Annotated in this window: 28 protein-coding genes; 23 read left to right on the forward strand and 5 right to left on the reverse strand. The window is 64.6% G+C overall.

What is annotated here, in order from left to right:
• Nucleotide 1 precedes the first annotated feature (1 nt).
• The 14 genes from J3E61_RS15645 to rpsQ all read left to right on the forward strand — a co-directional run bounded on the left by J3E61_RS15645 (nt 2) and on the right by rpsQ (nt 8,633).
• Nucleotides 2-361 (forward strand): nuclear transport factor 2 family protein, encoded by a 360-nt coding sequence (locus tag J3E61_RS15645; RefSeq protein ID WP_192722074.1) that lies wholly within the window; start codon nt 2-4, stop codon nt 359-361.
• Between the two features lie 27 nt (nt 362-388).
• On the forward strand, nt 389-2,302 hold the full coding sequence (locus J3E61_RS15650) for a M48 family metalloprotease (protein ID WP_210084171.1): 1,914 nt from the start codon (nt 389-391) through the stop codon (nt 2,300-2,302).
• A 57-nt stretch (nt 2,303-2,359) separates the two neighbouring features.
• Nucleotides 2,360-2,713 (forward strand): nuclear transport factor 2 family protein, encoded by a 354-nt coding sequence (locus tag J3E61_RS15655; protein WP_192722072.1) that lies wholly within the window; start codon nt 2,360-2,362, stop codon nt 2,711-2,713.
• 388 nt (nt 2,714-3,101) lie between these two features.
• Nucleotides 3,102-3,407, forward strand: a complete 306-nt coding sequence (gene rpsJ / locus J3E61_RS15660; protein ID WP_003883485.1) for a 30S ribosomal protein S10 — start codon at nt 3,102-3,104, stop codon at nt 3,405-3,407.
• Between the two features lie 28 nt (nt 3,408-3,435).
• Nucleotides 3,436-4,089, forward strand: a complete 654-nt coding sequence (gene rplC / locus J3E61_RS15665) for a 50S ribosomal protein L3 (protein ID WP_192722071.1) — start codon at nt 3,436-3,438, stop codon at nt 4,087-4,089.
• On the forward strand, nt 4,089-4,775 hold the full coding sequence (gene rplD / locus J3E61_RS15670) for a 50S ribosomal protein L4 (RefSeq protein WP_210084172.1): 687 nt from the start codon (nt 4,089-4,091) through the stop codon (nt 4,773-4,775). The genes rplC and rplD overlap by 1 nt, the downstream gene beginning before the upstream one ends.
• Nucleotides 4,776-5,078 carry a 50S ribosomal protein L23 gene (rplW, locus tag J3E61_RS15675; protein WP_192722069.1) on the forward strand — a complete coding sequence of 101 codons (303 nt, stop codon included), beginning with the start codon at nt 4,776-4,778 and terminating at the stop codon, nt 5,076-5,078.
• A gap of 32 nt (nt 5,079-5,110) precedes the next feature.
• The gene (gene rplB / locus J3E61_RS15680; RefSeq protein ID WP_192722068.1) at nt 5,111-5,953 is read left to right on the forward strand and encodes a 50S ribosomal protein L2; all 843 of its coding nucleotides are present in this window, start codon (nt 5,111-5,113) and stop codon (nt 5,951-5,953) included.
• A gap of 21 nt (nt 5,954-5,974) precedes the next feature.
• Nucleotides 5,975-6,256, forward strand: coding sequence for a 30S ribosomal protein S19 (rpsS, locus tag J3E61_RS15685; RefSeq protein WP_010908582.1), 282 nt, complete (start codon nt 5,975-5,977; stop codon nt 6,254-6,256).
• On the forward strand, nt 6,253-6,825 hold the full coding sequence (gene rplV / locus J3E61_RS15690; RefSeq protein WP_192722067.1) for a 50S ribosomal protein L22: 573 nt from the start codon (nt 6,253-6,255) through the stop codon (nt 6,823-6,825). The genes rpsS and rplV overlap by 4 nt, the downstream gene beginning before the upstream one ends.
• On the forward strand, nt 6,825-7,682 hold the full coding sequence (rpsC, locus tag J3E61_RS15695) for a 30S ribosomal protein S3 (protein WP_192722066.1): 858 nt from the start codon (nt 6,825-6,827) through the stop codon (nt 7,680-7,682). The genes rplV and rpsC overlap by 1 nt, the downstream gene beginning before the upstream one ends.
• A 2-nt stretch (nt 7,683-7,684) precedes the next feature.
• Nucleotides 7,685-8,101, forward strand: coding sequence for a 50S ribosomal protein L16 (gene rplP, locus J3E61_RS15700; RefSeq protein ID WP_067804081.1), 417 nt, complete (start codon nt 7,685-7,687; stop codon nt 8,099-8,101).
• Nucleotides 8,101-8,334 carry a 50S ribosomal protein L29 gene (locus J3E61_RS15705; protein ID WP_192722065.1) on the forward strand — a complete coding sequence of 78 codons (234 nt, stop codon included), beginning with the start codon at nt 8,101-8,103 and terminating at the stop codon, nt 8,332-8,334. The genes rplP and J3E61_RS15705 overlap by 1 nt, the downstream gene beginning before the upstream one ends.
• Nucleotides 8,335-8,336: 2 nt before the next feature.
• Nucleotides 8,337-8,633 carry a 30S ribosomal protein S17 gene (gene rpsQ / locus J3E61_RS15710; RefSeq protein WP_192722064.1) on the forward strand — a complete coding sequence of 99 codons (297 nt, stop codon included), beginning with the start codon at nt 8,337-8,339 and terminating at the stop codon, nt 8,631-8,633.
• 48 nt (nt 8,634-8,681) lie between these two features.
• Here the strand turns inward: rpsQ and J3E61_RS15715 are convergent, their stop codons facing one another.
• A complete protein-coding gene (locus tag J3E61_RS15715; RefSeq protein WP_192722063.1) occupies nt 8,682-8,828 on the reverse strand; it encodes a hypothetical protein in 147 nt (48 codons plus the stop codon).
• Between the two features lie 204 nt (nt 8,829-9,032).
• On the opposite strand from J3E61_RS15715, the gene J3E61_RS15720 reads away from it, so the two are divergent.
• Genes J3E61_RS15720 through J3E61_RS15735 form a run of 4 tightly spaced genes read left to right on the forward strand, consistent with a single transcriptional unit; the run spans nt 9,033 to nt 15,635 of the window.
• Nucleotides 9,033-10,964 carry a hypothetical protein gene (locus tag J3E61_RS15720; protein WP_210085584.1) on the forward strand — a complete coding sequence of 644 codons (1,932 nt, stop codon included), beginning with the start codon at nt 9,033-9,035 and terminating at the stop codon, nt 10,962-10,964.
• Complete coding sequence (locus tag J3E61_RS15725) at nt 10,961-12,484, forward strand: hypothetical protein (RefSeq protein WP_210084173.1); 1,524 nt, start codon at nt 10,961-10,963, stop codon at nt 12,482-12,484. The genes J3E61_RS15720 and J3E61_RS15725 overlap by 4 nt, the downstream gene beginning before the upstream one ends.
• A complete protein-coding gene (locus J3E61_RS15730; RefSeq protein ID WP_210084174.1) occupies nt 12,481-13,956 on the forward strand; it encodes a glycosyltransferase in 1,476 nt (491 codons plus the stop codon). The genes J3E61_RS15725 and J3E61_RS15730 overlap by 4 nt, the downstream gene beginning before the upstream one ends.
• Entirely contained in the window at nt 13,953-15,635 is a 1,683-nt protein-coding gene (locus J3E61_RS15735; RefSeq protein ID WP_210084175.1) for an ABC transporter, read from the forward strand. Before J3E61_RS15730 ends, J3E61_RS15735 begins: the two co-directional genes overlap by 4 nt.
• Here J3E61_RS15735 and zwf read toward each other — a convergent pair.
• The gene (zwf, locus tag J3E61_RS15740; protein ID WP_210085585.1) at nt 15,632-17,143 is read right to left on the reverse strand and encodes a glucose-6-phosphate dehydrogenase; all 1,512 of its coding nucleotides are present in this window, start codon (nt 17,141-17,143) and stop codon (nt 15,632-15,634) included. The genes J3E61_RS15735 and zwf overlap by 4 nt on opposite strands.
• A 205-nt stretch (nt 17,144-17,348) precedes the next feature.
• Between zwf and J3E61_RS15745 the strand changes: the two genes are divergently transcribed.
• Complete coding sequence (locus tag J3E61_RS15745; protein WP_210084176.1) at nt 17,349-18,095, forward strand: methyltransferase domain-containing protein; 747 nt, start codon at nt 17,349-17,351, stop codon at nt 18,093-18,095.
• A gap of 96 nt (nt 18,096-18,191) precedes the next feature.
• Here the strand turns inward: J3E61_RS15745 and J3E61_RS15750 are convergent, their stop codons facing one another.
• On the reverse strand, nt 18,192-18,893 hold the full coding sequence (locus tag J3E61_RS15750; protein WP_210084177.1) for a TetR/AcrR family transcriptional regulator C-terminal domain-containing protein: 702 nt from the start codon (nt 18,891-18,893) through the stop codon (nt 18,192-18,194).
• 50 nt (nt 18,894-18,943) lie between these two features.
• Between J3E61_RS15750 and J3E61_RS15755 the strand changes: the two genes are divergently transcribed.
• Genes J3E61_RS15755 through J3E61_RS15770 form a run of 4 tightly spaced genes read left to right on the forward strand, consistent with a single transcriptional unit; the run spans nt 18,944 to nt 23,608 of the window.
• Complete coding sequence (locus tag J3E61_RS15755; RefSeq protein WP_210084178.1) at nt 18,944-19,636, forward strand: DUF2306 domain-containing protein; 693 nt, start codon at nt 18,944-18,946, stop codon at nt 19,634-19,636.
• A gap of 53 nt (nt 19,637-19,689) precedes the next feature.
• Nucleotides 19,690-22,035 (forward strand): arylsulfatase, encoded by a 2,346-nt coding sequence (locus tag J3E61_RS15760; RefSeq protein ID WP_210084179.1) that lies wholly within the window; start codon nt 19,690-19,692, stop codon nt 22,033-22,035.
• On the forward strand, nt 22,035-22,724 hold the full coding sequence (locus J3E61_RS15765) for a hypothetical protein (protein ID WP_210084180.1): 690 nt from the start codon (nt 22,035-22,037) through the stop codon (nt 22,722-22,724). Before J3E61_RS15760 ends, J3E61_RS15765 begins: the two co-directional genes overlap by 1 nt.
• A gap of 5 nt (nt 22,725-22,729) precedes the next feature.
• Nucleotides 22,730-23,608: a formylglycine-generating enzyme family protein gene (locus J3E61_RS15770; RefSeq protein WP_210084181.1), complete on the forward strand. Its 879-nt coding sequence runs from the start codon at nt 22,730-22,732 to the stop codon at nt 23,606-23,608.
• Here J3E61_RS15770 and J3E61_RS15775 read toward each other — a convergent pair.
• Nucleotides 23,605-24,384 (reverse strand): SDR family NAD(P)-dependent oxidoreductase, encoded by a 780-nt coding sequence (locus J3E61_RS15775; RefSeq protein WP_210084182.1) that lies wholly within the window; start codon nt 24,382-24,384, stop codon nt 23,605-23,607. The genes J3E61_RS15770 and J3E61_RS15775 overlap by 4 nt on opposite strands.
• Nucleotides 24,377-25,282 carry a DMT family transporter gene (locus tag J3E61_RS15780; protein WP_210084183.1) on the reverse strand — a complete coding sequence of 302 codons (906 nt, stop codon included), beginning with the start codon at nt 25,280-25,282 and terminating at the stop codon, nt 24,377-24,379. The genes J3E61_RS15775 and J3E61_RS15780 overlap by 8 nt, the downstream gene beginning before the upstream one ends.
• Between the last annotated feature and the right edge of the window lie 17 nt (nt 25,283-25,299).

The following is a 25,299-nucleotide window of genomic DNA, read 5'->3' on the forward strand; positions in this document are numbered from 1 at the left end:
CATGCCGACTCCCGACCCCAACGGTTATGCGGACCAGTGGGTGCGGGCATGGAATGCGCACGATGTCGAGGCGGTGCTCGCGCACTTCCGCGACGATGTGTTGTTCACGTCGCCGGTGGCGGCACGCGTCGTCCCCGGAAGCGGGGGAGTGGTGCGAGGCAAGGCAGCGCTGCGCGACTACTGGACGGTTGCGCTGAAGGCCTTTCCGGAGCTGCACTTTGACATCGTCGGCGTGTACCGCGGTGAGTCGACGCTGGTGATCAACTACCGCAACCACCGCGGCGAACTGGTCAACGAGGTGCTGACCTTCGACGCCGACGGCCTGGTGCGCGAGGGCCACGGGACGTATCTGCACGGTTGATTCGGCACCGATTTTCCTGGGGGGGAAATGAAGTACAGAGTTCAAGCTCTGCTCGCAGTCGGTCTGCTCGTCGGCTTCTATGTGGTCGCTCTGGGCATCGTCATGACGCTGGTGTATGTGGGCAGCCTGCTGGTGTCCGCGTGGGGCATCGGCCTCGCGGCCGTGTGCTGGATCCTGGCTGGCGGTGTGGCGATCGCCGTCGGCCGAACAATGTTCTCGCAACAGGACGCGAAGGCTCAGGATCAGATTGGCCTCGCCCTCGACGAGGCGCAACAGCCGAAGTTGTGGCGGGAGGTACGTGAACTCGCGGCATTCGCTGGTACGCGGCCTCCCGACGAGATCCAGCTTGTCACCGGCGCGAACGCCGCTGTCGCAGAAGAGACCTCACTGCTGGGACTCGTCGGCGGACGGCGCAAGATGTACATCGGCGCACCGCTGCTCGTCGGTCTCAGTCGCGAGCAGCTGCGCTCCGTGCTGGCGCACGAACTCGGCCACTACAGCGCCCGTCACACGGCGCTGGCAGCACTCACCTACCGCGGCATGGAAGCCATCGCGAAGGTCCTCACCGAACTCGACGACAGTGTCGTACGTATCCCGCTGTGGCTGTACGCGCGCCTCTACCTCGCTGTCGCACAGACGGTCAACCGCCGCCAGGAGTTCGAGGCCGATCAACTCAGCGCCGAAGTTGTCGGCGCCGACACTGCGGCCGAGGCGCTTCGTCAGGGCACAGCCCTCGATCCGGCGTGGGAGTACTTCCTCATGCTGTACGTGAACACCGGCATGGCTGAAGGCAGCAGACCGCACGACTTGTTCGACGGGTTCCGGTGCTTCCTGGCGGCCCCGGAGCGACAGCGCCAGCTGGCCAAGGTGAAGGCGAACCCGGAAGATCCACCGCAGTCGATCTACGACAGCCACCCGTCGATCAGCAAGCGATTGGCGGCCTTTGACCGCATTGGGACCAGTGGAGAGCAAGACACTTCCGGCCCCGCCACGACCTTGCTCAGCGACCCGCAAGCCGACCTCGCTCAGTTCGGCGAGGTGATCTACAGCCAGTCGGGGCTGGCGGCAACGACATTCGACGAGATAGCGGCACTGGCCGGTAGCGCCAAGTCCGAGCACAACGCCCGGGTTCTGTTGAATGCGGCTGCCAAGCATGGAGTTTCGAGTCCGACCCTGGGTGGGGTAATCACTGCGATCAATGAGGGGCGGACGCAGGCGCTGCTGTGCGCGGTAACCGAAAGCGGCGGCGAGAGCGAGGCCGCGCGGACCACCGCCGCAACGGCGTTGGGGGATGTGATCGCGCACAGTCTCCTCGAGCAGGGCTCCGCTCGCTATGTGCTGGACTGGAACGGCCCGCCGCGGCTTGTCGACGAAAGCGGCGAATCGCTCGATCCATGGACTCCCGCCTACGAGGCGCTCGGCGCGGACGACGATGCAGTAGCCGCGTTTGAAACCTGGCTCGACAACCATCAGGTTCGTCGCGACATCGAGTTTCCTCCCGTCGAGCAGGAAGACGAACAGCCGCCTGCCGAGCCGACTCAATGGTTCGGCGTACTCGCACCGGTCAAGATTTCCCGCTTCTCCCGGTGCCGCGTCCTCGGTATCGCCGACAGTGGCGTACTGATCTGTAAACCGCGCCTCGAGGATCGCTGGGCGGCGTCGTTTGCGGCGCAGAGTTTTCGCAACGAGGGGCGCGTTTACGCCAAGAGGCTGCTCAATCGGGAACCGGCTCAAGTGCTCGCCGAGGGAGCCCGGCACTTTCGGTGGGGCGAGATCACCTCGGCCGTGGCACGCGACGGCCGGTTCGCGCGCCGCGTGCGAATCGAGGCCACCGACGGCTCGACCACAACCGTGCGTTGGTTCTTCACCGCACACGGCCAGGGTCAGATATGGCCGGTGCTCACCCACTACCTCGGCGACCGGTACACGGTCGAACCCTGACCTCAATGAGCACGCGAGCTACGCTCCAGTGCGTCTGACTTCTCGATTGGGGGGATCGTGAGCGCCGAGGAAATTGTTCGCGCCGAGTTAGCCGCATGGGGCCGCAACGATGTCGACGAAGTGATGAGCCACTTCGCTGACGATCTGACGCTTTATGTCGGCCCGTATCCGCCGGTTTCCGGTCGCGACGCGATTCGCAAGACGATGGAGGCCTACTTCTCTCGCGGAACGTGCGTCGACCTGAAGATCCTCTACGTCGCAGTCGACGGCGATGTCGTGTTGATGGAGCGCGACGACCACTGGATCGTGGACGGGAAAGAGATGCATTGGCCGGTGATGGGTGCCTACGAGGTCAAGGATCAAAAGATCACCGCATGGCGCGAGTACTTCACACCCGTCAGTACCTCGTAGCGCAACGCCGATAAGTGGTGGTCGGAGCCGCCGCGAGTGGCTACCTTACTCTGGAGTAAGGTCGCCGACGGTTGCCCATGGCCAGAGATTTGGATGAGGCCGGCATCTAAGGCATACTGTTCGGGTTGCCTTGAGCCGGGTTCGCGCCTGGCCGGGGCATACGACCAGCGCCCGAACGGGCGCATCCGGTCCCCACCTCGATCGCGACGATTTCCGCCGCGGCTGAGTGTGCGTGAGGGCGACACGCCCGACCGCGGGGATCGGTGAACCACAGACAGATAAACAGCGGCGGCATACCAGCGCAAAGCTAAATCGCCGGCTCAGCCGGCGAGTGCGCCGGACGGAAGCGGCCCCGGAAGGGGCCCAGTAGTAGTGAGGTAGGAGAAGCGTGGCGGGACAGAAGATCCGCATCAGGCTCAAGGCCTACGACCACGAGGCAATTGACGCCTCGGCACGCAAGATCGTTGAGACGGTCACCCGTACCGGCGCCAGCGTGGTTGGCCCTGTGCCGCTGCCGACTGAGAAGAACGTGTACTGCGTCATCCGGTCCCCGCATAAGTACAAGGACTCGCGGGAGCACTTCGAGATGCGTACGCACAAGCGACTGATCGACATCCTCGACCCGACGCCGAAGACCGTTGACGCCCTGATGCGCATCGATCTGCCGGCCAGTGTCGACGTCAATATCCAATAAGTCATTCCAGTAGGAGATCCCAAGAGAAATGGCTAGAAAGAGCATTCTGGGCACCAAGCTGGGCATGACGCAGGTGTTCGACGAGAACAACAAGGTCGTGCCGGTGACGGTCGTCAAGGCCGGTCCCAATGTCGTGACGATGATCCGCACGCCGGAGCGCGACGGCTACAGCGCGGTGCAACTCGCCTACGGCGAGATCAGCCCCCGCAAGGTCAACAAGCCCCTGTCCGGTCAGTACGCCGCGGCGGGCGTCAACCCGCGCCGTCACATCGCCGAGTTTCGTCTCGACGACGAGGCTGCCGCCGCGGAGTACGAGGTCGGTCAGGAGCTGACCGCCGAGATCTTCACCGACGGCGCCTTTGTCGACGTAACCGGCACCTCCAAAGGCAAGGGCTTCGCGGGCACCATGAAGCGCCACGGCTTCAAGGGCCAGGGCGCCAGCCACGGCGCCCAGGCCGTGCACCGTCGTCCCGGATCCATCGGTGGCTGCGCCACCCCGGGCCGGGTGTTCAAGGGCACGCGCATGTCGGGCCGGATGGGCAACGACCGCGTGACGACGCAGAACCTGTTGGTACACAAGGTCGATGCCGAGAACGGCGTGCTGTTGATCAAGGGTGCGATTCCCGGACGCAACGGCGGACTCGTAGCGGTCCGCAGCGCAATCAAGCGAGGCGAGAAGTAATGGCTGCCAAGACTCTTAAGATCGACGTCCACACCCCGGCCGGCAAGAAGGACGGCTCTGTCGAGCTGCCCGCCGAGCTGTTCGACGTCGAGCCGAACATCGCGCTGATGCATCAGGTTGTCGAGGCGCAACTGGCCGCCAAGCGGCAGGGCACGCACGCGACCAAGACACGCGGCGAGGTCCGCGGCGGCGGCAAGAAGCCCTACCGCCAGAAGGGAACTGGTCGTGCCCGTCAGGGTTCGACGCGTGCTCCGCAGTTCACCGGCGGTGGCACCGTCCACGGCCCGCAGCCGCGCGACTACAGCCAGCGCACGCCCAAGAAGATGATCGCCGCCGCCCTGCGCGGGGCGCTGTCGGACCGGGCACGCAACGGCCGCATCCACGCCATCACCGAGTTGGTGGAGGGTCAGGCTCCGTCGACCAAGAGCGCCAAGGCGTTCCTGGCCACGCTGACGGGCGAGCGCACGGCCGAAAACAACAAGGTGTTGGTTGTGATCGGGCGTGCCGATGAGACCAGTGCACTGAGCGCGCGCAACCTGCCCGGTGTGCACATCCTCTCGCCGGACCAACTCAACAGCTACGACGTGCTGAAGGCCGACGACGTGGTGTTCAGCGTCGAGGCGCTGAACAACTACATCAGCGCCAGCACCAAGACCGAAGACAGCACTGTGGAGGTGTCGGCGTAGATGGCAACCGTGACTGATCCCCGCGACATCATCCTGTCCCCGGTTATCTCCGAGAAGTCCTACGGGCTGATCGAGGACAACGTGTACACGTTCGTCGTGCACCCCGACTCGAACAAGACGCAGATCAAGATCGCGATCGAGAAGATCTTCAAGGTCGAGGTCGCGTCGGTGAACACCCTCAACCGGCAGGGCAAGCGCAAGCGCACCCGCGCCGGCTTCGGTAAGCGCAAGAACACCAAGCGCGCCATCGTCACGCTGGCCGCGGGTAGCAAGCCGATCGATTTGTTCGGAGCTCCGGCCTAGCCGGCGGATAACGCAGAGAGACCTAACCAATCATGGGAATTCGCAAGTACAAGCCGACGACCCCGGGTCGTCGCGGTGCCAGCGTCTCCGATTTCGCCGAGATCACTCGCGATCACCCGGAGAAGTCGCTGGTTCGTCCGCTGCACGGCAAGGGCGGTCGCAACGCGCACGGTCGGATCACCACCCGGCACAAGGGCGGCGGCCACAAGCGTGCGTACCGCGTGATCGACTTCCGTCGCCACGACAAGGACGGCGTCAACGCCAAGGTCGCGCACATCGAGTACGACCCCAACCGCACTGCGAACATCGCGCTGCTGCACTACCTCGACGGCGAGAAGCGCTACATCATTGCGCCGCAGGGACTTTCGCAGGGTGACATCGTTGAGTCGGGCGCCAACGCCGACATCAAGCCCGGCAACAACCTGCCGCTGCGCAACATCCCGTCGGGCACCGTGATCCACGCTGTGGAGCTGCGGCCCGGCGGCGGCGCGAAGATGGCGCGCTCCGCCGGCGCGAGCATCCAGCTGCTGGGTAAGGAAGGCACCTACGCCTCGCTGCGTATGCCGTCCGGTGAGATCCGTCGCGTCGACGTGCGCTGCCGCGCCACCGTCGGCGAGGTCGGCAATGCCGAGCAGGCCAACATCAACTGGGGCAAGGCCGGCCGTATGCGGTGGAAGGGCAAGCGCCCCACCGTCCGTGGTGTCGTGATGAACCCGGTCGACCACCCGCACGGCGGTGGCGAGGGTAAGACCTCCGGCGGCCGTCACCCGGTCAGCCCGTGGGGCAAGCCAGAGGGCCGTACCCGCAAGGCGAACAAGCCAAGCGACAAGCTCATCGTCCGACGCCGGCGCACCGGCAAGAAGCACCACCGGTAAGAGTTAGCCAGGGACAGGAATATGCCACGCAGCCTTAAGAAGGGTCCGTTCGTCGACGACCATCTGCTCAAGAAGGTCGACGTCCAGAACGAGAAGAACACCAAGCAGGTCATCAAGACCTGGTCGCGGCGTTCGACCATCATCCCCGACTTCATCGGGCACACCTTCGCGGTCCACGACGGCCGCAAGCATGTCCCGGTGTTCGTCACCGAGGCGATGGTCGGGCACAAGCTCGGCGAGTTCGCGCCGACGCGCACATTCAAGGGTCATATCAAGGATGACCGGAAGGCCAAACGGCGATGACCACTGTTACTGAATATCCGTCCGCGACCGCGGTGGCGCGCTTCGTGCGTATGTCGCCGACGAAGGCACGCCGCGTCATCGATCTGGTGCGCGGCAAGTCGGTGACCGAGGCGCTCGACATTCTGCGGTGGGCACCGCAGGAGGCCAGCGAGCCGGTCGCCAAGGTGATCGCCAGTGCCGCGGCCAACGCGCAGAACAACGAGGGCCTGGATCCGTCCACCCTCGTGGTTGCGACGATCTACGCCGACGGTGGCCCGACCGCCAAGCGCATCCGGCCGCGCGCCCAGGGGCGTGCGTTCCGAATCCGCAAGCGCACCAGTCACATCACGGTGATCGTGGAAAGCCGCCCGTCACGCGACGAGCGCAGCGCCGGTCGGTCGGCCAGCGCAGCGCGCGCCCGCCGTGCCCAGGGCAGCAAGGCCGCCGCGGCCAAGAAGGCACCGGCGTCCAAGGCTGCCGCCGGGGCTCCGGCCAAGAAGGCTTCCGGAGCCGCGAAGAAGGCGCCCGCCAAGAAGGCGGCCGCGAAGAAGACTGCCGAAGCGTCTGACGCGAAGGAGGGCTCAGAGTAGTGGGCCAGAAAATCAATCCCCACGGCTTCCGCCTCGGTATCACCACCGACTGGAAGTCCCGGTGGTACGCCGACAAGCAGTACAAGGACTACGTCAAGGAAGACGTGGCGATCCGTCGGCTGCTGGCCACCGGTCTGGAGCGCGCCGGCATCGCCGACGTGGAGATCGAGCGCACCCGTGACCGGGTTCGCGTTGACATCCACACCGCGCGTCCCGGCATCGTCATCGGCCGCCGTGGCACCGAGGCTGACCGTATCCGCGCCGACCTGGAGAAGCTGACCGGCAAGCAGGTGCAGCTGAACATCCTCGAGGTGAAGAACCCCGAGTCGCAGGCGCAGTTGGTGGCTCAGGGTGTGGCAGAACAGCTTTCGAATCGCGTGGCGTTCCGTCGCGCGATGCGCAAGGCGATCCAGTCGGCCATGCGTCAGCCCAACGTCAAGGGCATCCGGGTGCAGTGCTCGGGCCGCCTCGGCGGCGCCGAGATGAGCCGCTCGGAGTTCTACCGCGAGGGCCGGGTGCCGCTGCACACGCTGCGCGCCGACATCGACTACGGCCTGTACGAGGCCAAGACGACCTTCGGCCGCATCGGCGTGAAGGTGTGGATCTACAAGGGCGACATCGTCGGTGGTAAGCGCGAGGCGACCGCGACGGTTCCTTCGGGTGCCGATCGTCCCCGCCGCGAGCGTCCTTCGGGCACCCGCCCGCGTCGTAGCGGCGCGTCGGGCACCACCGCGACGAGCACCGAGGCCGGCCGCGCCGCCACGGGCACCGAAGATGCGCCTGCAGTCGCCGAGGCGACGGGCGCAACCGAGGCTGCTGCTGCACAAGCACCGGCCACGGAGAATACGGAGAGCTGATCATGTTGATTCCCCGCAAGGTCAAGCACCGTAAGCAACACCACCCACGGCAACGTGGCATCGCCAGCGGCGGTACGTCGGTGAGCTTCGGTGACTACGGCATCCAGGCGCTGGAGCATGCCTACATCACCAACCGGCAGATCGAGTCCGCTCGTATCGCCATCAACCGGCACATCAAGCGTGGCGGCAAGGTGTGGATCAACATCTTCCCGGACCGTCCGCTGACCAAGAAGCCCGCCGAAACCCGCATGGGGTCCGGTAAGGGTTCGCCGGAGTGGTGGGTCGCCAACGTGAAGCCCGGCCGTGTGCTGTTCGAGCTGAGCTACCCCGATGAGAAGACCGCGCGCGACGCACTGACGCGCGCGATCCACAAGTTGCCGATCAAGGCACGCATCGTGACCCGAGAGGATCATTTCTGATGGCAGTGGGAGTGACTCCTGGCGACCTTCGCGAGCTGACCGACGACGAATTGAAGGACAAGCTGCGCGAGTCGAAGGAAGAGCTGTTCAATCTGCGCTTCCAGATGGCGACCGGACAGCTCGCCAACAACCGTCGGCTTCGTACGGTGCGACAGGAAATTGCGCGTGTGTACACAGTGCTGCGCGAACGTGAATTGGGCCTGGCTTCCGGGCCCGCTGGTGAGGAATCGTAAAAATGGCAGAAACCAAGGGCCCCAAGCACACTCCGCGCCAGGACAAGCCGCGCGGTCGTCGCAAGACGGCCATCGGCTACGTGGTGTCGGACAAGATGCAGAAGACCATCGTGGTCGAGCTGGAAGACCGTAAGAGCCATCCGCTCTACGGCAAGATCATCCGCACCACCTCGAAGGTCAAGGCGCACGACGAGAACGGCGACGCCGGTGTCGGCGACCGCGTTTCGCTGATGGAGACCCGACCGCTGTCGGCGACCAAGCGCTGGCGCCTCGTCGAGGTGCTCGAGAAGGCCAAGTAGTTTTTCAGCGCGACACCAGCCCCCGGTTTCAACCGGGGGCTTTTGTCGTCAGGCGTCGTGCGATTCGTCGCTGTGTTGCCGGGGACGGGGGACGTGCGGCCGCTCATAGGTGTCCTGCCCCATGGCGAGCGCGATGAAAATGAGTGCGGCCAAACCGCCGAGCAAAACCACGCGCATGGTCATGTCGATACTCATTGCGCACCTCCACATTTGTTGCAGTGGAAATTAGGAAGGCGCTGCCAGGCGATCCAGGGTCGATGGTCACTTGCATTAGGGCCAAAAGTCCCTAGCGGAGTGCTTTTGGCATAGTCAGCAAAATTTGCTAATTGACGCGCCTGTTGATTGCTATACGATCGCAGAATGCGAAATATTGCGCTGTCGTCAATTTATACTGCGACAATTTTCGCGACGGCGCTCTCTTTCGCTGCGCTGGGAATATTGACATCGGTTGCCGCCGCGGCTCCGGGCGAAGACTTGTCGCCCCCGGCTCCGACCGTGATGGCACTGAAGTCCATGGGCTTGGACAGCGGCCTCGCCCTCTACGGGCTGCAAGGTACGCAAACGCTGACCATGCCGGTACCTCCTGGGCTTGCCCCATCGACGTTGGACGCGCTCGTCGAATTGCCGGTGGGGGTGCGTGCCGGAACAATCACCGTCTCTCAGGACGAACGCACCCTCGCGCGGGTGCCGTTGCCGACCGATTTCGGCGCGCCGGTTTCGATTCCCTTGGCCGGCGCCGCTGTCGTCGACAACGCGGTGACATTCACCCTGCGCAGCTATCTCGACCCATTCGAGGGCTATTGCCTTTACGACCCGACGGTGCCCCTTCGCCTCGACGACGCATCCGCCTCCTTCGCGGGCGCCGAGACCGTGCCCACAACCATCGCCGACTTCCTGCCGCCGGTCCTGAAAGAACTCCAGTTGTTCGTTCCGGCATCGCCGACGCGGGCGGAGTCCGATGCTGCGATACGGGTCGCCACGACCGTCGTGGCGCACTACGGCAAGCAGAACACCGTCGTCTCGCTGACGCCGCTGCAGGACGGACAGGTCGCCCCTGCGGAACCGGCACTCCCGCTGCAGCGTCAAATCGTCATCCGGCAGGGGCCGGGTAGTGGCCTCGAACTCGAGGGCCGTGATGGTGGAAGCCCGTGGCTGCTGATCGTGGGGCCACCCGATGAACTGATCAATCAAACGCGGGCGTTGTCTGGGGACATCGGCAGACTCGCATTGAGCTCGAAAGCCGTTGCGGGGCCGCTGAAGCCGGTTCCGCAGCTGGCGCCGAACGTGACCACGATACGACAGCTCGGCCAACCCGGTGTCAACGCGACGGCGTTATCGCCGCAGGTGTCGATCCCCTTGGATCAGACGCGGCTCGGGCGACCCTCACATGACATCCGGGTTCATTTGCGCGGATCGTATACGCCGCTCCCGTCATCGGTTGGCGGCCAAGTCGTGGCTTCGATCGGCGGTGAGACCATCGACCGCTGGCCGGTCGACGGCACGGGGGTCATCGACCGGTGGATCGACGTCCCGGACCGACTCCTGCAGCGCTACACCAGCCTTGGCGTCGCCGTGAACATCACCGGAAACACCGGACGATGTGGCGAATTCCAGCCGATCACGTTGACAATCGACGGCGACAGTCCGGTGGAGAGTGTCGCCGCCAAACCGCCTGTGCCTGGCGGTTTTCAGTCGCTACCCCAGGCGCTCATGCCGCGGGTGCAGATCGGCATGGGGAACACGTTCGACGACACCCGACGGGCACTGACCATCGTCGTCGGACTGCAGCGCCTGAGCGCGCTGCCCATCGATACCGCGGTGACGAGCCTCGATGAGGCGATGACCTCGCCGCTTCCCGCCATCCTGATCAGCGCCGAGCAACCGACGGACCAGCGAATCAGCCTGCCGGTCGCCGCGCATTCGGACAGTGAAATCACCGTTACCGACGCAGACGGAACAGGCCAAGAAGGCAAGCTCAAGCTCGACCCGTCATTGCGCTTCGGTTCATTGCAAACGACTTTCGACGGCAACAGGACGGTCGTCATCGCAACCTCCAACAAGGCCCCAGATCAGCTGGATGACCTTCTGCGATGGCTCGATTCGGACGTCGAGCACTGGTCACGATTGACGGGCGATGCGCTCATCGCCACACCGGGACATGCGCCGGAGATGGTCGGGACTGCACACTCGGCGCCGCAACAGGTCGTGGAGTCCAAGAGTCTTTCCGTGCCGTGGTGGAGTGTCGGCGCCGGCGCAGGCATCGCCGTGGTGATTGTGTTGGCCGCCGGGCTCATCATGCTGCGCGGCAGGCGGTCTCGAGCGCAACCGTGACGGTGCCCACCGCGGTACCGGTTGCAGACCCCGCATCGCACTCGCCGCCGCGGGAACGGGTTCATCCGACCCTTCGCCTGATCCTGCGGTGGGCGTTGATATCGGCATTGACCGGTATCGCCTTCCACGAGAGTCTGTACAGCATCGGTTTGACCGCACACGTGGGCGGCCTCGGTGGCTTCGCCTGGACCGTACCGACGGTGGCCGTGCTGGTGGCGGTAGGGGTCGCCCGCCGTCACCGTACGGAGCTTCCGATACATGACCGACAAGTCGACATCATCGTAGGAACGATGGGCCTGGTGCTGGCCCTGCTCATGAACAACGTTCTGCTGCACCGATACTCGCTGTACTTCCATCTGCTCCGGCTGGATCTGCTCGCCATGTGGCTCTTTGTGCTCAGCAGCTGCATCGTGTTATTCGGATTGCGGCCGGTCAGCAGATTCGCCTGGGTTTGGGCCATGATGTTCCTGATCTTCCCGTTGCCCTACTTCCTTCTTGTGATCTCTCTCGGCGGCAGCTCCTACGCCGCAGGCGCCGCGACGTTGCTCAACGCGGGAGTCGGCAGCGGAATCGCGGTGGGCCGCACGATGCGGCGCGGAATCGTGGGATCGTTGCTTGCCTGGGCGTTCGGTTTCGCGGTGCTGACAGCGATCTGGGTGTTTCTGCCCGACACGCCGCTCTGGATGTATCAATACGTGCCGACGGTCGGCGCCGTCGCCGTCGTGGGTATCGTCATGTACTTGGCGGCCCGTCGCGGCCAGCCCAAGCGCCTGCTTGATCGCCAGGTGGAACCGCTTGCGGCCAGGCAGGTTTGGTCGAGTGTGCCGCTCGTCGTCGCCGTCGGCGTCGCACTGGCCCTGGTTCATATTCCGACAGATCCCACCACCGCACCGGTCGACAGGCCGAGTCCTGGTGTGCTCGTTGCCGGGGAACCGCTCATCGCTCCACCAGGTTGGGCGACCGTTCAGATCCAGGACTATCGCGACGTCAAACGGTTGTACGGCGACTCCGTGTTGGTACGGCAGTGGATGACCGCAACGGCTCCGGATCCTCGGTTCGACAAACTCTCTCGCCCGCGAACGCTGGTGGTGGACAGCCTCGTCAGCCGTCGGCCGTTCTCGTTCGGTGTATACCCGGCGCGGGTGTTGTACGGACTCACTGGTGCGAGGTTCAGCGCACCACGGCGAATCGATCTCGGCATGGGCGTGACCGCAAGCATGATGTCGGTCGTCGACGACGATCTGCTCGTCACGTGGAACTCGATTCAATTCGCCTGGGGTGATAGGAAGGTCGCTCAGCGGATCACGATTTTCGCTGTCGACAACCACGATCCCAACGCGCCGTTTCCTGAACCAAGCGGCGACATGATCGGAACGGTTCGATCGCTGATCACATTGTTGTTTCGGGGCAACTCCGTGCTCGAGTCGCGCCGGGCGGCATTCAAGGATGCCGACTTGCTCACCGAATTCGGTCGCGGCTTGGTCAGCGCGCAATTCCGGCGGCCGGGGGACCGCGGATGAGCACCGAGATCAAGCAGTGGGACCCCGACACGATCAGTGAGGAGGAACGGCAGTTCGCTCTGTGGCGGGCGATCGAGGGCTTGCGAGAGGACGATCCCGTCAGCTCCGCATCGGTGCCGGTTGTCAGGTGGCAGCGATGGACGTTGTGGTCATTGCTGGCCCTTGTGGTGGGATGCGCGATCTGGCAGCCGGGGACTACCGCGGTCGTCCTTGTCGGCATCAGTACGGTCGGCTACCTGCTGACCATGGCCGACCGGCTGCTGATCTTTCGCGACGGTCTGGCCGCGCGAGCCATCGTCATCCCCGACGAGAAAGCCCTTGCGATCTGCGATGCCGAGCTCCCGCCGTACACGATCCTGGTTCCTGCGTATAACGAACCTGAGGTGGTCGGGGAACTCATCGGCGCAATGGCAGCGCTGCAATACCCGGCAGACAAACTTCAGGTGTTGCTGTTGCTCGAAGCCGACGACGACATAACCATTGCCGCGGCACGCAATTCCGCGGAATCAGACGCGATCACCATCCTGCTCGTCCCGCCGGCCGAGCCTCGCACCAAGCCAAAGGCCTGCAACTACGGTTTATCCTTCGCAACAGGCGACATCGTCACCATCTACGACGCCGAGGATCTGCCTGAACCGCTGCAACTACGCCGAGTGGTGGCAGCGTTCCGGCAGCTTCCCGCCACCGTCGCATGCGTGCAGGCCAAGCTGGTCTACCACAACGGGCATCAGAACATGCTGACCGCGTGGTTCACCGCGGAGTACCGGCTGTGGTTCGGATATCTGCTGCCGGGGATGATGCGAAGCAGCTCGCCTATCCCGTTGGGCGGCACGTCGAATCACCTCCGCCGTGCAGTTCTCGACGAGATCGGGGCGTGGGACCCATTCAACGTCACAGAAGACGCCGACCTGGGGCTGCGCATAGCTTCGCGCGGCTACCACACCGCCGTCATCGACTCCAGCACTCTGGAGGAAGCCAATAGCGACGCGATCAACTGGATTCGGCAACGCTCTCGTTGGTACAAGGGCTACCTGCAGACCTGGCTGGTACAGATCCGGCGTCCCGTCCGACTGCTGCGGACGATCGGCTGGCGCAGCTTCATCCGGTTCAACCTCGTCCTTGGTGGTACTCCGATCATCGCGCTTCTCAACCTCGCGTTCTGGTTGATCACGTTGGTGTGGTTTCTCGGTCAGCCCGCCGCGATCGAAGCCGTATTCCCCTGGTACATATACTTTCCCGCGCTGATTGCGCTCGTGTTGGGCAATGCTGCGACGCTGTACATGAATCTGATCACGTTGCGCGAAGACGACCGGACCGATCTGCTCACAGCGGCGCTGACCGTGCCCGTCTTCTGGCTGATGATGAGCGTGGCCGCCGCCAAGGGTTGCTATCAGTTGGTCCGCAATCCCTCATACTGGGAGAAGACCTTCCACGGGTTGGCCGAACGACCAGACAACGCGGATACCTCGTGACCGCGCGGGCATCTTCGAATCGCAGCCTGAAGGTGACCGCATACTTCATTTCGCTCGCGGTCTACTTGATGGTCGGATATTGGCTGCAGGTGCAACACGGGTTCATCCTCGGTGACACGCTGTCGAGAGTTGCTGCGGCACAGTCAGTGTTGTTCAGCCGCGACCCGCACCTGGCCGCCATCGGATTCATCTTCACGCCCCTTGCGTCGATGGTTCAGATCCCCGCCGTCGCCCTCAGCGCCGTGTGGCCCGACATGGCTGCCCGTGCGTTTTCCGGAACGATCATGTCGGCCGTTTTCATGGCAGGCGCGGTGGTGCAGATTCTCAACATGGGAACCGACCGCGGGTTGCCGCGGGGGTATTCGATCGCGATCACCGCACTGTTTGCGCTCAACCCGATGATCGTCTTCTACGGCGCCAACGGAATGAGTGAGGCACCCTTCGTCTTCTTCATGTCATGGGCTGTCCGCAGGCTCATCCTGTGGATGACCGACGACGATGTGCATCACCTGATCGTCGCCGGTGGCATAGCGATGGGAATGGCCTATCTGACCCGCTACGACGCTGTGGCATGTATTGCGGCGGCAGGCTTACTGGTCGGCGCAACCACCTACCTACGGGCCAGGACCGCCCCACGGATTCGCCGGGCGGTGCTGGACATGATCATGGTCAGCGGTCCCGGGGTGGCCACCTTCGTCGGCTGGGCGGTGATCAGCTGGCTGATCACCGGAGAAGGGTTCGCGCAATTCACGTCGCAGTACGGAAACTCGGCGATCCTTGCGCAGTCCGGCCAGACGAAACCGGGATTCGGCGACGGCGTGTCGTTCGCCGCGGTGTGCGTATCGTTGCTCGCACCGACCCTGGTGCCCATCGCCGCATGGGCGGCCGCGCAGCGGTGGCGACGACAGCGCTGGCACGTGCTGCTGGTGCCGATCGTGATATACGGTGCGGCGCTGGCGTTTCAGACGTTGAGCTATGCGATGGGATCGACCTTCCCGTTCCTGCGTTTCTACATCGTGGCCATTCCACTCACAGCATGCCTGGCCATGCTCGCAGTGCCCGACGGCCGATTGGTGGTTGCCAAACGGCGCGGAAAATATGCCCCGACATCGCCGCCACCGACACACCGGCGAAACTCGCTTCCCGCCTACCTCCCCGTTGCGGCAGCGATGGCGATCGCCCTGCCGATCACGGCGTGGGGGATGGGTCAGCCGAAGTATGCGCCGCAGGAGTACGCCCTTGGCGCTGTGCTCGCACCGGATCCCGGCAGCACCAGCGAACGGAAGGCCACCGAGCAGCGGATCGCGGCCAGCTTCTCCACCGAACGCCACATCGCGCGCTACCTCGAGAAGCTCGACCTGCCGGAGAGCTCGGTGCTCACCGACACCGTGTACGGATTCGCTGTGCTTGCCGCGTCTCAGCACCCGAAAGTCTTTGTGGTGCCGTCAGATCCGGACTTCACCGACTTGCTCAACGCGCCGATAGAGAACGGGATCAAGTACATGCTCGCGGTGCCGCCGGTCGGCCGCGGGGCTTCTGACGCACTGAACCTGAGGTATCCCACGTTATTTGAGACCGGCGCCGATATCGCGACGCTCGAACTGGAAATCGCCAATGACGGAGACAGCCAGCCGGTGTGGCGGCTGTATCGGGTCAACGAGCCGGTGAAGCAGAGCTAGTGGTTGTTGTCGTTCTTGGCTTCTCGCCACGCGCGCTCGAACGGCAGCCGCCATGCATGCGGTGCGATCAGCTGATGAATCGCGTTGGGTCCCCACGTGCCCTGCGGGTAGGACTTGGCCGACGGGGGATCGGAGAGCAAGCCCTCCGATCGCTCCCACAGCGACTCGATGCCCTCGGCCGTCGTGAACAGCGTGTGGTCGCCGCGCATCGCGTCGAGCATCAACCGTTCGTAGGCCTCCAGCACGTCGGTGCCGGAGTCGACCTCCTGGGTGGAGAACTGCATCGACAGCTTGTCCAGCTTCATGCCAGGACCCGGCCGCTTTCCGTAGAACGACAGCGACACCTTGGAATTGTCGGCGAGGTCGAACGTCAAGTGGTCCGGCCCCTGGGCGCCGACACCGGAGCCGTGCTGAAACATCGTGCGCGGCGCCTCCTTGAACGCGATCGAGATGATGCGCATGCCCTCGGCCATCCGCTTGCCCGTGCGCAAGTAGATCGGCACGCCCGCCCATCGCCAGTTGTCGATGCCGACCTTGAGCGCGACGAATGTCTCGGTGTCGGAATCCTTTGCCACGCCGTCTAATTCGCGATAGCCGGCGAACTGGCCGCGGACCACGTGAGCCGGGTCGACGGGCAGCATCGATCTGAATACCTTGTTCTTCTCCTCGCTGATGGCACGCGGCTCCAGCGCAGTAGGAGGCTCCATCACGACGAAAGCCATCACCTGGAACAGATGGGTGACCACCATGTCCTTGTACGCGCCGGTGCTCTCGTAGAAGTTGGCGCGCTCGTCGAGACCGAGGGTTTCGGGGATGTCGATCTGGATGTGGTCGATGAAGTTGCGATTCCAAATCGGCTCGAACAGCCCGTTCGCAAAGCGGAACGCCAGGATGTTCAGCGCCGCCTCTTTGCCGAGGAAGTGGTCGATGCGAAAGATCTGCTCTTCGCTGAAGGTCTCGTGCACGAAGTCGTTGAGCGCTACGGCACTGGCCAGATCGGTGCCGAACGGCTTCTCCATCACAACGCGGGACCGGTCCACCAGGTTGGCCTCTCGCAGCGTGTCGATCACAGCTCGCGCGGCCTTCGGCGGTACCGAAAGATAGTGCAGACGGCGGACTCCCTTACCGAGTTTCTCCTCGGCGGTGGCGACGGCGGCGGCCAGCGCTTCGGGTCCTGCGCTCTGCGGCACGTAGCTCACCGATTTGGCGAAGCGGCCCCACTGGTCTGTGTTGAGCTTGTGCGTCCCGAAGTCCTCGATCGCTTCCTTGGCCACCTTCAGGAACTCGTCGGTGGAGATGTCCTCCAGCGAGGTGGCGACAATCTCGATGTGGGGAGCCAGTTCGGACTGGTCGAGGTAGGCGAGGCCAGGAATCAACTTGCGCCGGGCCAGGTCTCCCGTAGCGCCGAAGAGCACGACAACGTGAGGGTCGACCGCGACTTCGTCCTGTCGGTACGGGCGCGAGCCCACTGCCGGATACGAAATCGTCTGCGGGTTGCTGGTCGTCACTCTCGGCATACTTCCACCGCCCCACGGTTTTTGCAGGCTGCCAAACCATTGGCCACCGCCGCATCACGCACCGGACGGCCCTTCTTAACTTTGCACGAAAGGCCGCAACCTAAACACCGAGTGGTGGCGGGCCGATCTCGGCAATTGACACTTTTGATAATTTGTCACTAGAGTCCCCCGCAACCCGCGGAGGTGTGACTAACCCATGGCCGTCAGCCCGACTGAAACGATCAGCTACACCGGCGCATCCGAGCTATGGGAGAACTACGACGAGTTGCTGCTCAAACTCGCGGCCGAAGCGCAGTCCGTAGCGGAGTTGGGAGGCGGCGCCAACCCGATCCTGGCGGCCGAACAGTGGCGATCCGTTCCCGAGCGGGTGGTGATCGACGTCTCGGCACACGAACTCGCGCTGGGCGTAGGTGATTTCGACACCCGCGTCGCTGATCTCTGCCAGCCCATCCACGACGGCCTGGAGCGCTACGATCTCGTCTTCTCCAAGATGTTGTGCGAGCACCTGCCCGACGCGCGGACATTCCACGAGAACTGCCTGCGGCTGCTGAAACCCGGCGGGCGCGCAGTGCATTTCTTCCCAACGCTTTTCACGTTGCCGTTCGTTGCGAACCGGCTCATCCCGGAGGAGTTCGCCCGCGCGGTGCTGCGCAGAATCCAACCGGGCCGCATCGACGACCCCAAACACGAGAAGTTCCCCGCTTACTACCGTTGGTGCACTGGTCCAACGCGGCGGGCACTCGCGCGCTACCAGAGCGTCGGCTTCACCGTGGAGTCGTTCACCGCGGCATTCGGGCATCGTTACTACGCGATGCTGCCGCCGCTTGAAGCCGCTGAGCAGGCGAAGACGCGATGGCTGCTGCGACACCCTGTGCCCTGGTGGACAAGCTTCGCCACTGTGGTGCTGAGGAAACCGCTCAGCACGGGTCAGCCGAGCTGGTAGGCGTCTCGCGACACCTGGAAGAAATCACCGGTGCCCGAGTCGGTGCATGTCACACCGGACGGCGCACTCGCGCACGTGATCGTGCCGACCGTGTATTCAGCGAGGCTCGACCTTCGTGGCGATGCCGTCGAGCAGCTGACCCAGACCGGAACGGAATTCGGCGAGGTGATCGTTGTCGGCGTCGTCGAAGACCCCAGCCTGCAGCGCGGCCGCCAGTGCCGGAAACCGGCCGCCGTCCAACAGGCGCCGAAGCAGGGCCGGATAGTCAGGACCTTGGCTGGCGGCCTCGATGCTCAATGCCGCAGCGCCGCGGACGTAGTGCAGCACCGCCATGACGGCTGCCAGCTTGTCGCGCTCCGGCAACGTCGTTTCGGCCAGCGCGCCAAGGCCGGCGTCCAGCCACGCCAGCTGTCCAGGATCCAGCGGCGGACCCGCCGCAGCGGTCTGCAGCACCCACGGATGGCTGTGATAGACCTCCCACAGCCCGCAAGCCCAATCACTCAGCGCACCACGCCAATTCGATGGATCGGCCGGTGTGGGCGGCGGGTCCGGTGCCGACGACAACATGAATGTCAACAACTCGTCCTTGTTGGCGACGTGGCGGTACAGCGACATGGTGCCGCAGCCCAGCCGATCGGCCAACCGCGCCATGGACAGCGCGGCCAACCCTTCCGTCTCGACCAAATCGATCGCGGACGCGACGATGCGCTCGCGGCTCAGGCCGCGCGTACGCCGCCCCGGCGGCTCGTCCAGCCAGAGGATCTCCAGTGCTCTGGGCAGCGGTTCGTCAGAGGTCATCACACACCAGCCTAATCGGTAGACCTAGGGAAAGCGTATGTCGTACGCTCATGCGTATGTCATACGCAAAACCCGGCCAGCGGCGGAATTGGCCCGCTTTCGCCCTCGCTGTTGTCGTCGTCGCGTTCCTGGTCTATTCGTTGCCGCCCTACTTCACCGGAGACACCCGGGTGCCGGCGACGTTCGCACTGCACTACCCCCTGCTGGTCGGTCACGTGATGCTCGCGAGCATCGCGATGGTGGCGGCAGTCGCGCAGATCTGGCCGGGGCTGCGGAAGCGGCGACCTGTTCTGCACCGCAGGGTGGGGCGGGTCTACGTGTTCGCCGCGATCCCCGCCGCGGTGTGCGCCATGGTGATCGGCGCGATGACGCCGTTCGGCCCGTTCCTGGCCGTCAGTAACGTTCTGCTCGCCACGCTGTGGCTGTGGTTCACGATCAACGGCTACCTCGCCGCACGGCAGCGGCAATTCGTGACGCATCGGCGACACATGGTCCTCAGTGCGACGCTTGCATTGTCGATCATCACGAACCGGATTTGGACGCCGTTGTTGATAGTCGTGTTCCTCCCGTTGCAGGACAGCATGTTTGGCGGAAATCAGGAGCATTTCGTCTGGTTGGTGGCCGGCATCGGCGCGTGGCTGGGCTGGTCGATTCCGTTCTTCTCGGTGCGGCGTTGGTTGAACCGAAAAACTGTAATGCCGCGGTCGTCAATTTCTCAGCTAAGCGATACGCAGCCGGTGTAGGTTCGGTGCGATCGTCGAAGACACGGCGATAACAAACCCGGGACGAGGCTGTCATGGCGAGGGAATTCAACGGCAAGATCGAGCTGGACATCCGGGATTCCGAGCCCGACTGGGGACCGTACGCCGCACCGACCGCGCAACAGGATGCGCCCAACGTCTTGTATCTCGTGTGGGACGACACCGGCATCGCGACGTGGGACTGCTTCGGCGGCTTGGTCGAAATGCCGACCATGAGTCGTATCGCCGAACGCGGTGTGCGGCTGTCGCAGTTCCACACGACCGCATTGTGCTCGCCGACGCGGGCCTCGTTGCTGACGGGCCGCAACCCGACCACAGTCGGGATGGCCACGATCGAAGAGTTCACCGACGGCTTTCCCGGCTGCAACGGCCGGATCCCCGACGACACCGCGCTGCTGTCGGAGGTCCTGGTCGAGAACGGCTACAACACCTATTGCGTCGGCAAGTGGCACCTCACGCCGCTGGAAGAGTCGAATCTTGCTGCCACCAAACGGCATTGGCCACTGGCGCGCGGATTCGAGCGGTTCTACGGTTTCATGGGCGGTGAGACCGACCAGTGGTATCCCGAACTCGTTTACGACAACCACCCGATCGCGCCGCCGGGAACACCGGAGGACGGCTACCACCTGTCGAAGGACATCGCCGACAGGACAATCGAATTCATCCGCGACGCCAAGGTGATCGCGCCCGACAAGCCGTGGTTCTCCTACGTTTGCCCTGGCGCCGGCCATGCGCCACATCACGTATTCAAGGAATGGGCCGACAAGTACGCGGGCCGCTTCGACATGGGCTACGAACGGTACCGCGAAATCGTGCTGGAGAACCAGAAGCAGCTCGGCATCGTCCCGCCGGACACCGAACTGTCGCCGATCAACCCATACCTGGAGGTCAAGGGGCCCAACGGTGAGCCATGGCCGCCGCAGGACACCGTGCGACCGTGGGAGTCGCTTGGCGACGACGAGAAGCGACTGTTCGCAAGGATGGCCGAGGTGTTCGCAGGCTTCCTGTCCTACACCGACGCCCAAATCGGCCGTATCCTGGACTATTTGGATGAGTCCGGTCAGCTCGACAACACCATCATCGTGGTCATCTCCGACAATGGTGCCAGTGGCGAAGGCGGTCCGAACGGGTCGGTGAACGAGGTCAAATTCTTCAACGGGTACATCGACAGCGTCGAGGAAAGCCTGAAGGTGATGGACAACCTCGGCGGCCCCGAGACGTACAACCATTATCCAATCGGATGGGCCATGGCGTTCAACACGCCCTACAAGCTGTTCAAGCGCTACGCCTCACACGAAGGCGGCATCGCGGACACCGCAATCATCAGCTGGCCCAAGGGAATCAAAGCCCACGGGGAGGTGCGCGACAACTACGTCAACGTCTGCGACATCACCCCGACGGTGTATGACCTGCTCGACATCACCCCGCCCGCGACGGTTCGCGGCGTTCCGCAGAAGCCTCTCGACGGTGTGAGCATCAAAGTGGCCCTTGACAATCCGCATGCGCCGACCGGCAAGGAGACGCAGTTCTACGCGATGCTCGGCACCCGCGGCATCTGGGACAAGGGCTGGTTCGCCAACACCGTGCACGCCGCGTCGCCCGCAGGCTGGTCCCACTTCGACAAGGACCGCTGGGAGCTGTTCCACATCCAGGCCGACCGCAGCCAATGCCACGATCTGGCCGCCGAGAATCCCGACAAACTCGAAGAACTCAAGAAGCTGTGGTTTGCAGAAGCCGACAAATACAACGGCTTGCCGCTGGCCGACTTGAACATCCTCGAGACGATGACGCGGTATCGGCCGTACCTCACCGGCACCCGCGAGTCCTACACCTATTACCCCGGCACCGCCGACGTCGGCATGGGAGCCGCCGTTGAGATCCAGGGCCGGTCGTTCGCGATGATCGCCGAAGTGACGATCGACAGCGGCGCCGAGGGTGTGATCATCAAACACGGTGGCGCACACGGCGGGCACGTGCTGTTCGTCCAGGACGGCCGGTTGCACTACATCTACAACTTCCTCGGCGAGCAGGAGCAGAAGCTGTCGTCGGATGCCGTGCCGTTGGGCAAGCACACTTTCGGCGTCGCCTTTGTGCGCACCGGGACGGTGGAGGGCAGCCACACCCCTGTCGGCGATACGGCGCTCTACATCGACGACGCCGAGGTGGCATCGCTGTCCGGCATGAAGATCCACCCCGGCACGTTCGGGCTCGCGGGAGCCAGCCTCAGTGTCGGGCAGAACACCGGATCGCCGGTTTCGCGGACGTACAAGGCGCCGTTCCCGTTCACAGGTGGCACCATCGCAATGGTGAACGTCGACGTGTCAGGCAAGCCGTACGTGGATTTGGAACGAGAGTTCGCGCGGGCGTTCGCGAAAGACTGATGAAGCGGGTCGGTTTGGCGACGCTCGTGCTGGCCTGTCTGCTGGCCGCGTGCGTGCGAACCAGCGAAGGCCTGCCAGTTGCAGGCAAGCCTCCCACCGTCGCGGCCCCCCAGTCGTCCTCGGCGACAACCGCACCACCACAGCAGCCGGAGCCCTCCACGTTCGGTGTCCTTCCGACGACGCGCGCGCCCGTGCCTGCGAACAGCGTCGTGTGCTCGCAGACGGTCACGCCAAGTGTGCGGCTGGCAGCACAGGTCGCTGACCCGCAGGCGCCGAGGATCACGGTCGGCGTTCCCGACAAGTGGTCGATGACCGCGGGCACCGGCGACGTGGGCGGCAAGCTGGACGGACCCGACGGCATGGCGGCAACCGTCACGATCGCAGCGACGAAATTGGATCCCGCGGCCGCGTTTCGCAAGTACTCCGATGACCTGATGGCGAAATCGCCAGTCAGCTCCGTCAGCGTGCTGCCTGGCGAGCTGTGCGGCTACAGCGGGCAGAAGCTGATGGGTGCGTGGTCGGACACACCGCAGAACGCGGTGCAATACGAGGACCGCATCGTTCACATCTGGACCGACAACGGCCCCGACTATCTCGTCGCAGTCCACGTGCAGGCTCCCACGGGAACCCCGGGTTTCGACTCCGCGGCGGCGCTGCTGACCCAAGACTTCGAGATCGTTCTACCTTGACTGGCATGCTGACCGAGCTCGTCGAGGTGCCGGGCGGGTCGTTTCGGATGGGCTCAACGCAGTTCTATCCGGAAGAGGCGCCGGTGCACACGGCGACCGTCGGCGCCCTGGCCGTCGAGCGTCACCCGGTGACCAACGCCCAGTTCGCGGAGTTCGTCGCCGACACGGGATTTGTCACCGTCGCCGAGCAGGCGCCGGATCCTGCGCTGTACCCGGGAGCTGCCGAGCAGGATCTGGTTCCCGGCTCGCTGGTGTTCCAGCCAAGCAGCGGCCCCGTCGATCTGCGTGATTGGCGGCAGTGGTGGGCGTGGGTCCCCGGCGCCGATTGGCGACATCCGTTCGGCCCCGGCAGCGGAATCGACGACCGGCCTGACCATCCGGTAGTGCAGGTGGCCTATCCGGACGCCGTTGCCTACGCGCGCTGGGCAGGTCGTCGCCTGCCGACCGAGGCCGAGTGGGAGTACGCCGCTCGCGGCGGGGCGACCACGGTGTACGCCTGGGGTGAGGACGTGACGCCGGGCGGTCAGTTGATGGCCAACACGTGGCAGGGGCGATTTCCCTTCCACAACGATGGCGCACTCGGCTGGGTGGGCACGTCGCCGGTCGGCACCTTCCCGCCGAACGGATTCGGCCTCTTAGACATGATCGGCAACGTGTGGGAGTGGACGACGACACAATTCTCCGCTCACCACCGGCTCGACGGTCCCATCGAATCCTGTTGCGGGCCATCAAGTCCCGACCCGTCGGTGAACCAGACGCTCAAGGGCGGGTCGCACCTGTGCGCCCCGGAATACTGCCAGCGGTATCGTCCGGCGGCCCGCTCGCCGCAGTCACAGGACAGCGCGACCACGCATATCGGATTCCGTTGCGTGGCTGACCTTTAGCCCGCGCCGGCCTGACGGCCGAAGCGCACCGCAAGCCGCCGAAACGCACCTGGCGCCACCGCGCGCACGGTCGGCGCGATTCGAAGCCAGCGTGGCCGCCACTCTTCGGCACGGTCGCGCTCGACCGCTCGGACGACAGCGTCGGCAACCGTCCGCGCCGGAATCGGCCGGGGCCGCGAGCGCGCATACGGAGCGCCGCGGGTTTCGAAGAAGCCTGTGTCGACGACGCCCGGAACGACGACGCTGACGTTGACGCCAGATCCGGCGGTCTCGACCCGCAGGCTGTCGGCGAACGTGTCGAGGCCCGCCTTGGTCGCCGAGTAGACGGCTTCACCTGCGACACCGGTGCGTCCGGCGATCGACGTGACGAAACAGATTGCGCCGCGTCGCCGTTCGATCATTCCTGGCAGAAGCGAGCGGGTGAGCTCGATCGCGGCGAGCAGATCGACCTCGACCAACCGCCGAATCACGGCCACGGGCATCTCGGATACGGGTCCGAGATAGCCGAACCCGGCGTTGTTCACCAGGACATCGACGCGTCCATATGCGGCCAGCGCATCGGCGGCAAGCCGTTCGCGGTCCTTGGCTGAGCCCAGGTCGGCGATCACGGCCCGGCCGCCGATCTCGTCGGCGACCTGATGGGTCCGTCGCGGGTCGCGACCGTGCACCAACACGTGTGCGCCCTTCGCCGCGAACCTGGCCGCCGCGACCTGGCCGATGCCCGCCGACGCACCCGTGACCAGCACCACCGCGCCGGTTAGTTGCATGTCAACCATGATCAACCGGGAGAAGCGGAATCGTCGACGAATCGGCGCGGTACAGCAGGCGGGTGTTCGACGCGTTGGCCAGGCCGACGATCCCGAGCGTTGTCAACAGTCCGGACACTGCGATCGTCGACAGCACGGCCGGATCGCGCGGAGCGGGGGCATCGAAAGCGAGGATGCCCAACACGAAGCTGGCGACGGGATTGGTGACGCTCATGGCCGCGACGGCGGGTGGCAGTGGACCGCTGGCAAAAGCTATCTGTACCAACAACATTCCGCTCAGCGCGGTGGCGGCCAACCCGTACACGGGCCAGTCGAAAACCACGGCCGCCCCGCCGTGGTACAGGTCTTCGACCGTCAGCTTCAGGTACACGGCGTTGAGCGCGTGGCACAGGCCCGCGGCGACTCCGACGAGCAGCGACGGGAAAACGTATCGGCTCAGCTGTCGAAGTACGACGACGCCGCTGACGACACAGACCGTCGCCATGAACACGCGGTTGCGGTGTGGCTGGGCCGTCAGCGACGACGCATCGGCCACAACCAGCAGCACCAGGCCTGCGCACACGGCCAGCGCCGACACCCAGTCACGCCGCGACGGCCACCGGCGCTGCTCGCCCGAGGCCAGCGACAGCACGAACACCAGTTGGGCGGCCATCAGCGGTTGAACCGCGGCCACCGACCCGAGCTTCAGCGCCACCGCCTGGGTGCCGACACCGCCGAGGTTCGTCAGCCACCCAGCGAGCCACATCCTGCTTCGTAGCAGTCGGTCAAAGAGCCGTTTGACGCCGGACGCGTCGCGCAGTGATGCGGCGTCGGTGCCGACGACCGTGCGCGCCGCCCGCTGCTGCAAGAACGCCGACAGGGCGAACAGGAACGCCGCCGCCAGAGCCAGCGCGGCGACTGCGAGCATGGTGCCCAGTCTGACCG

Origin of the sequence: Mycobacterium sp. OAE908, assembly GCF_017872775.1 — a bacterium.
Lineage (GTDB): Bacteria > Actinomycetota > Actinomycetes > Mycobacteriales > Mycobacteriaceae > Mycobacterium.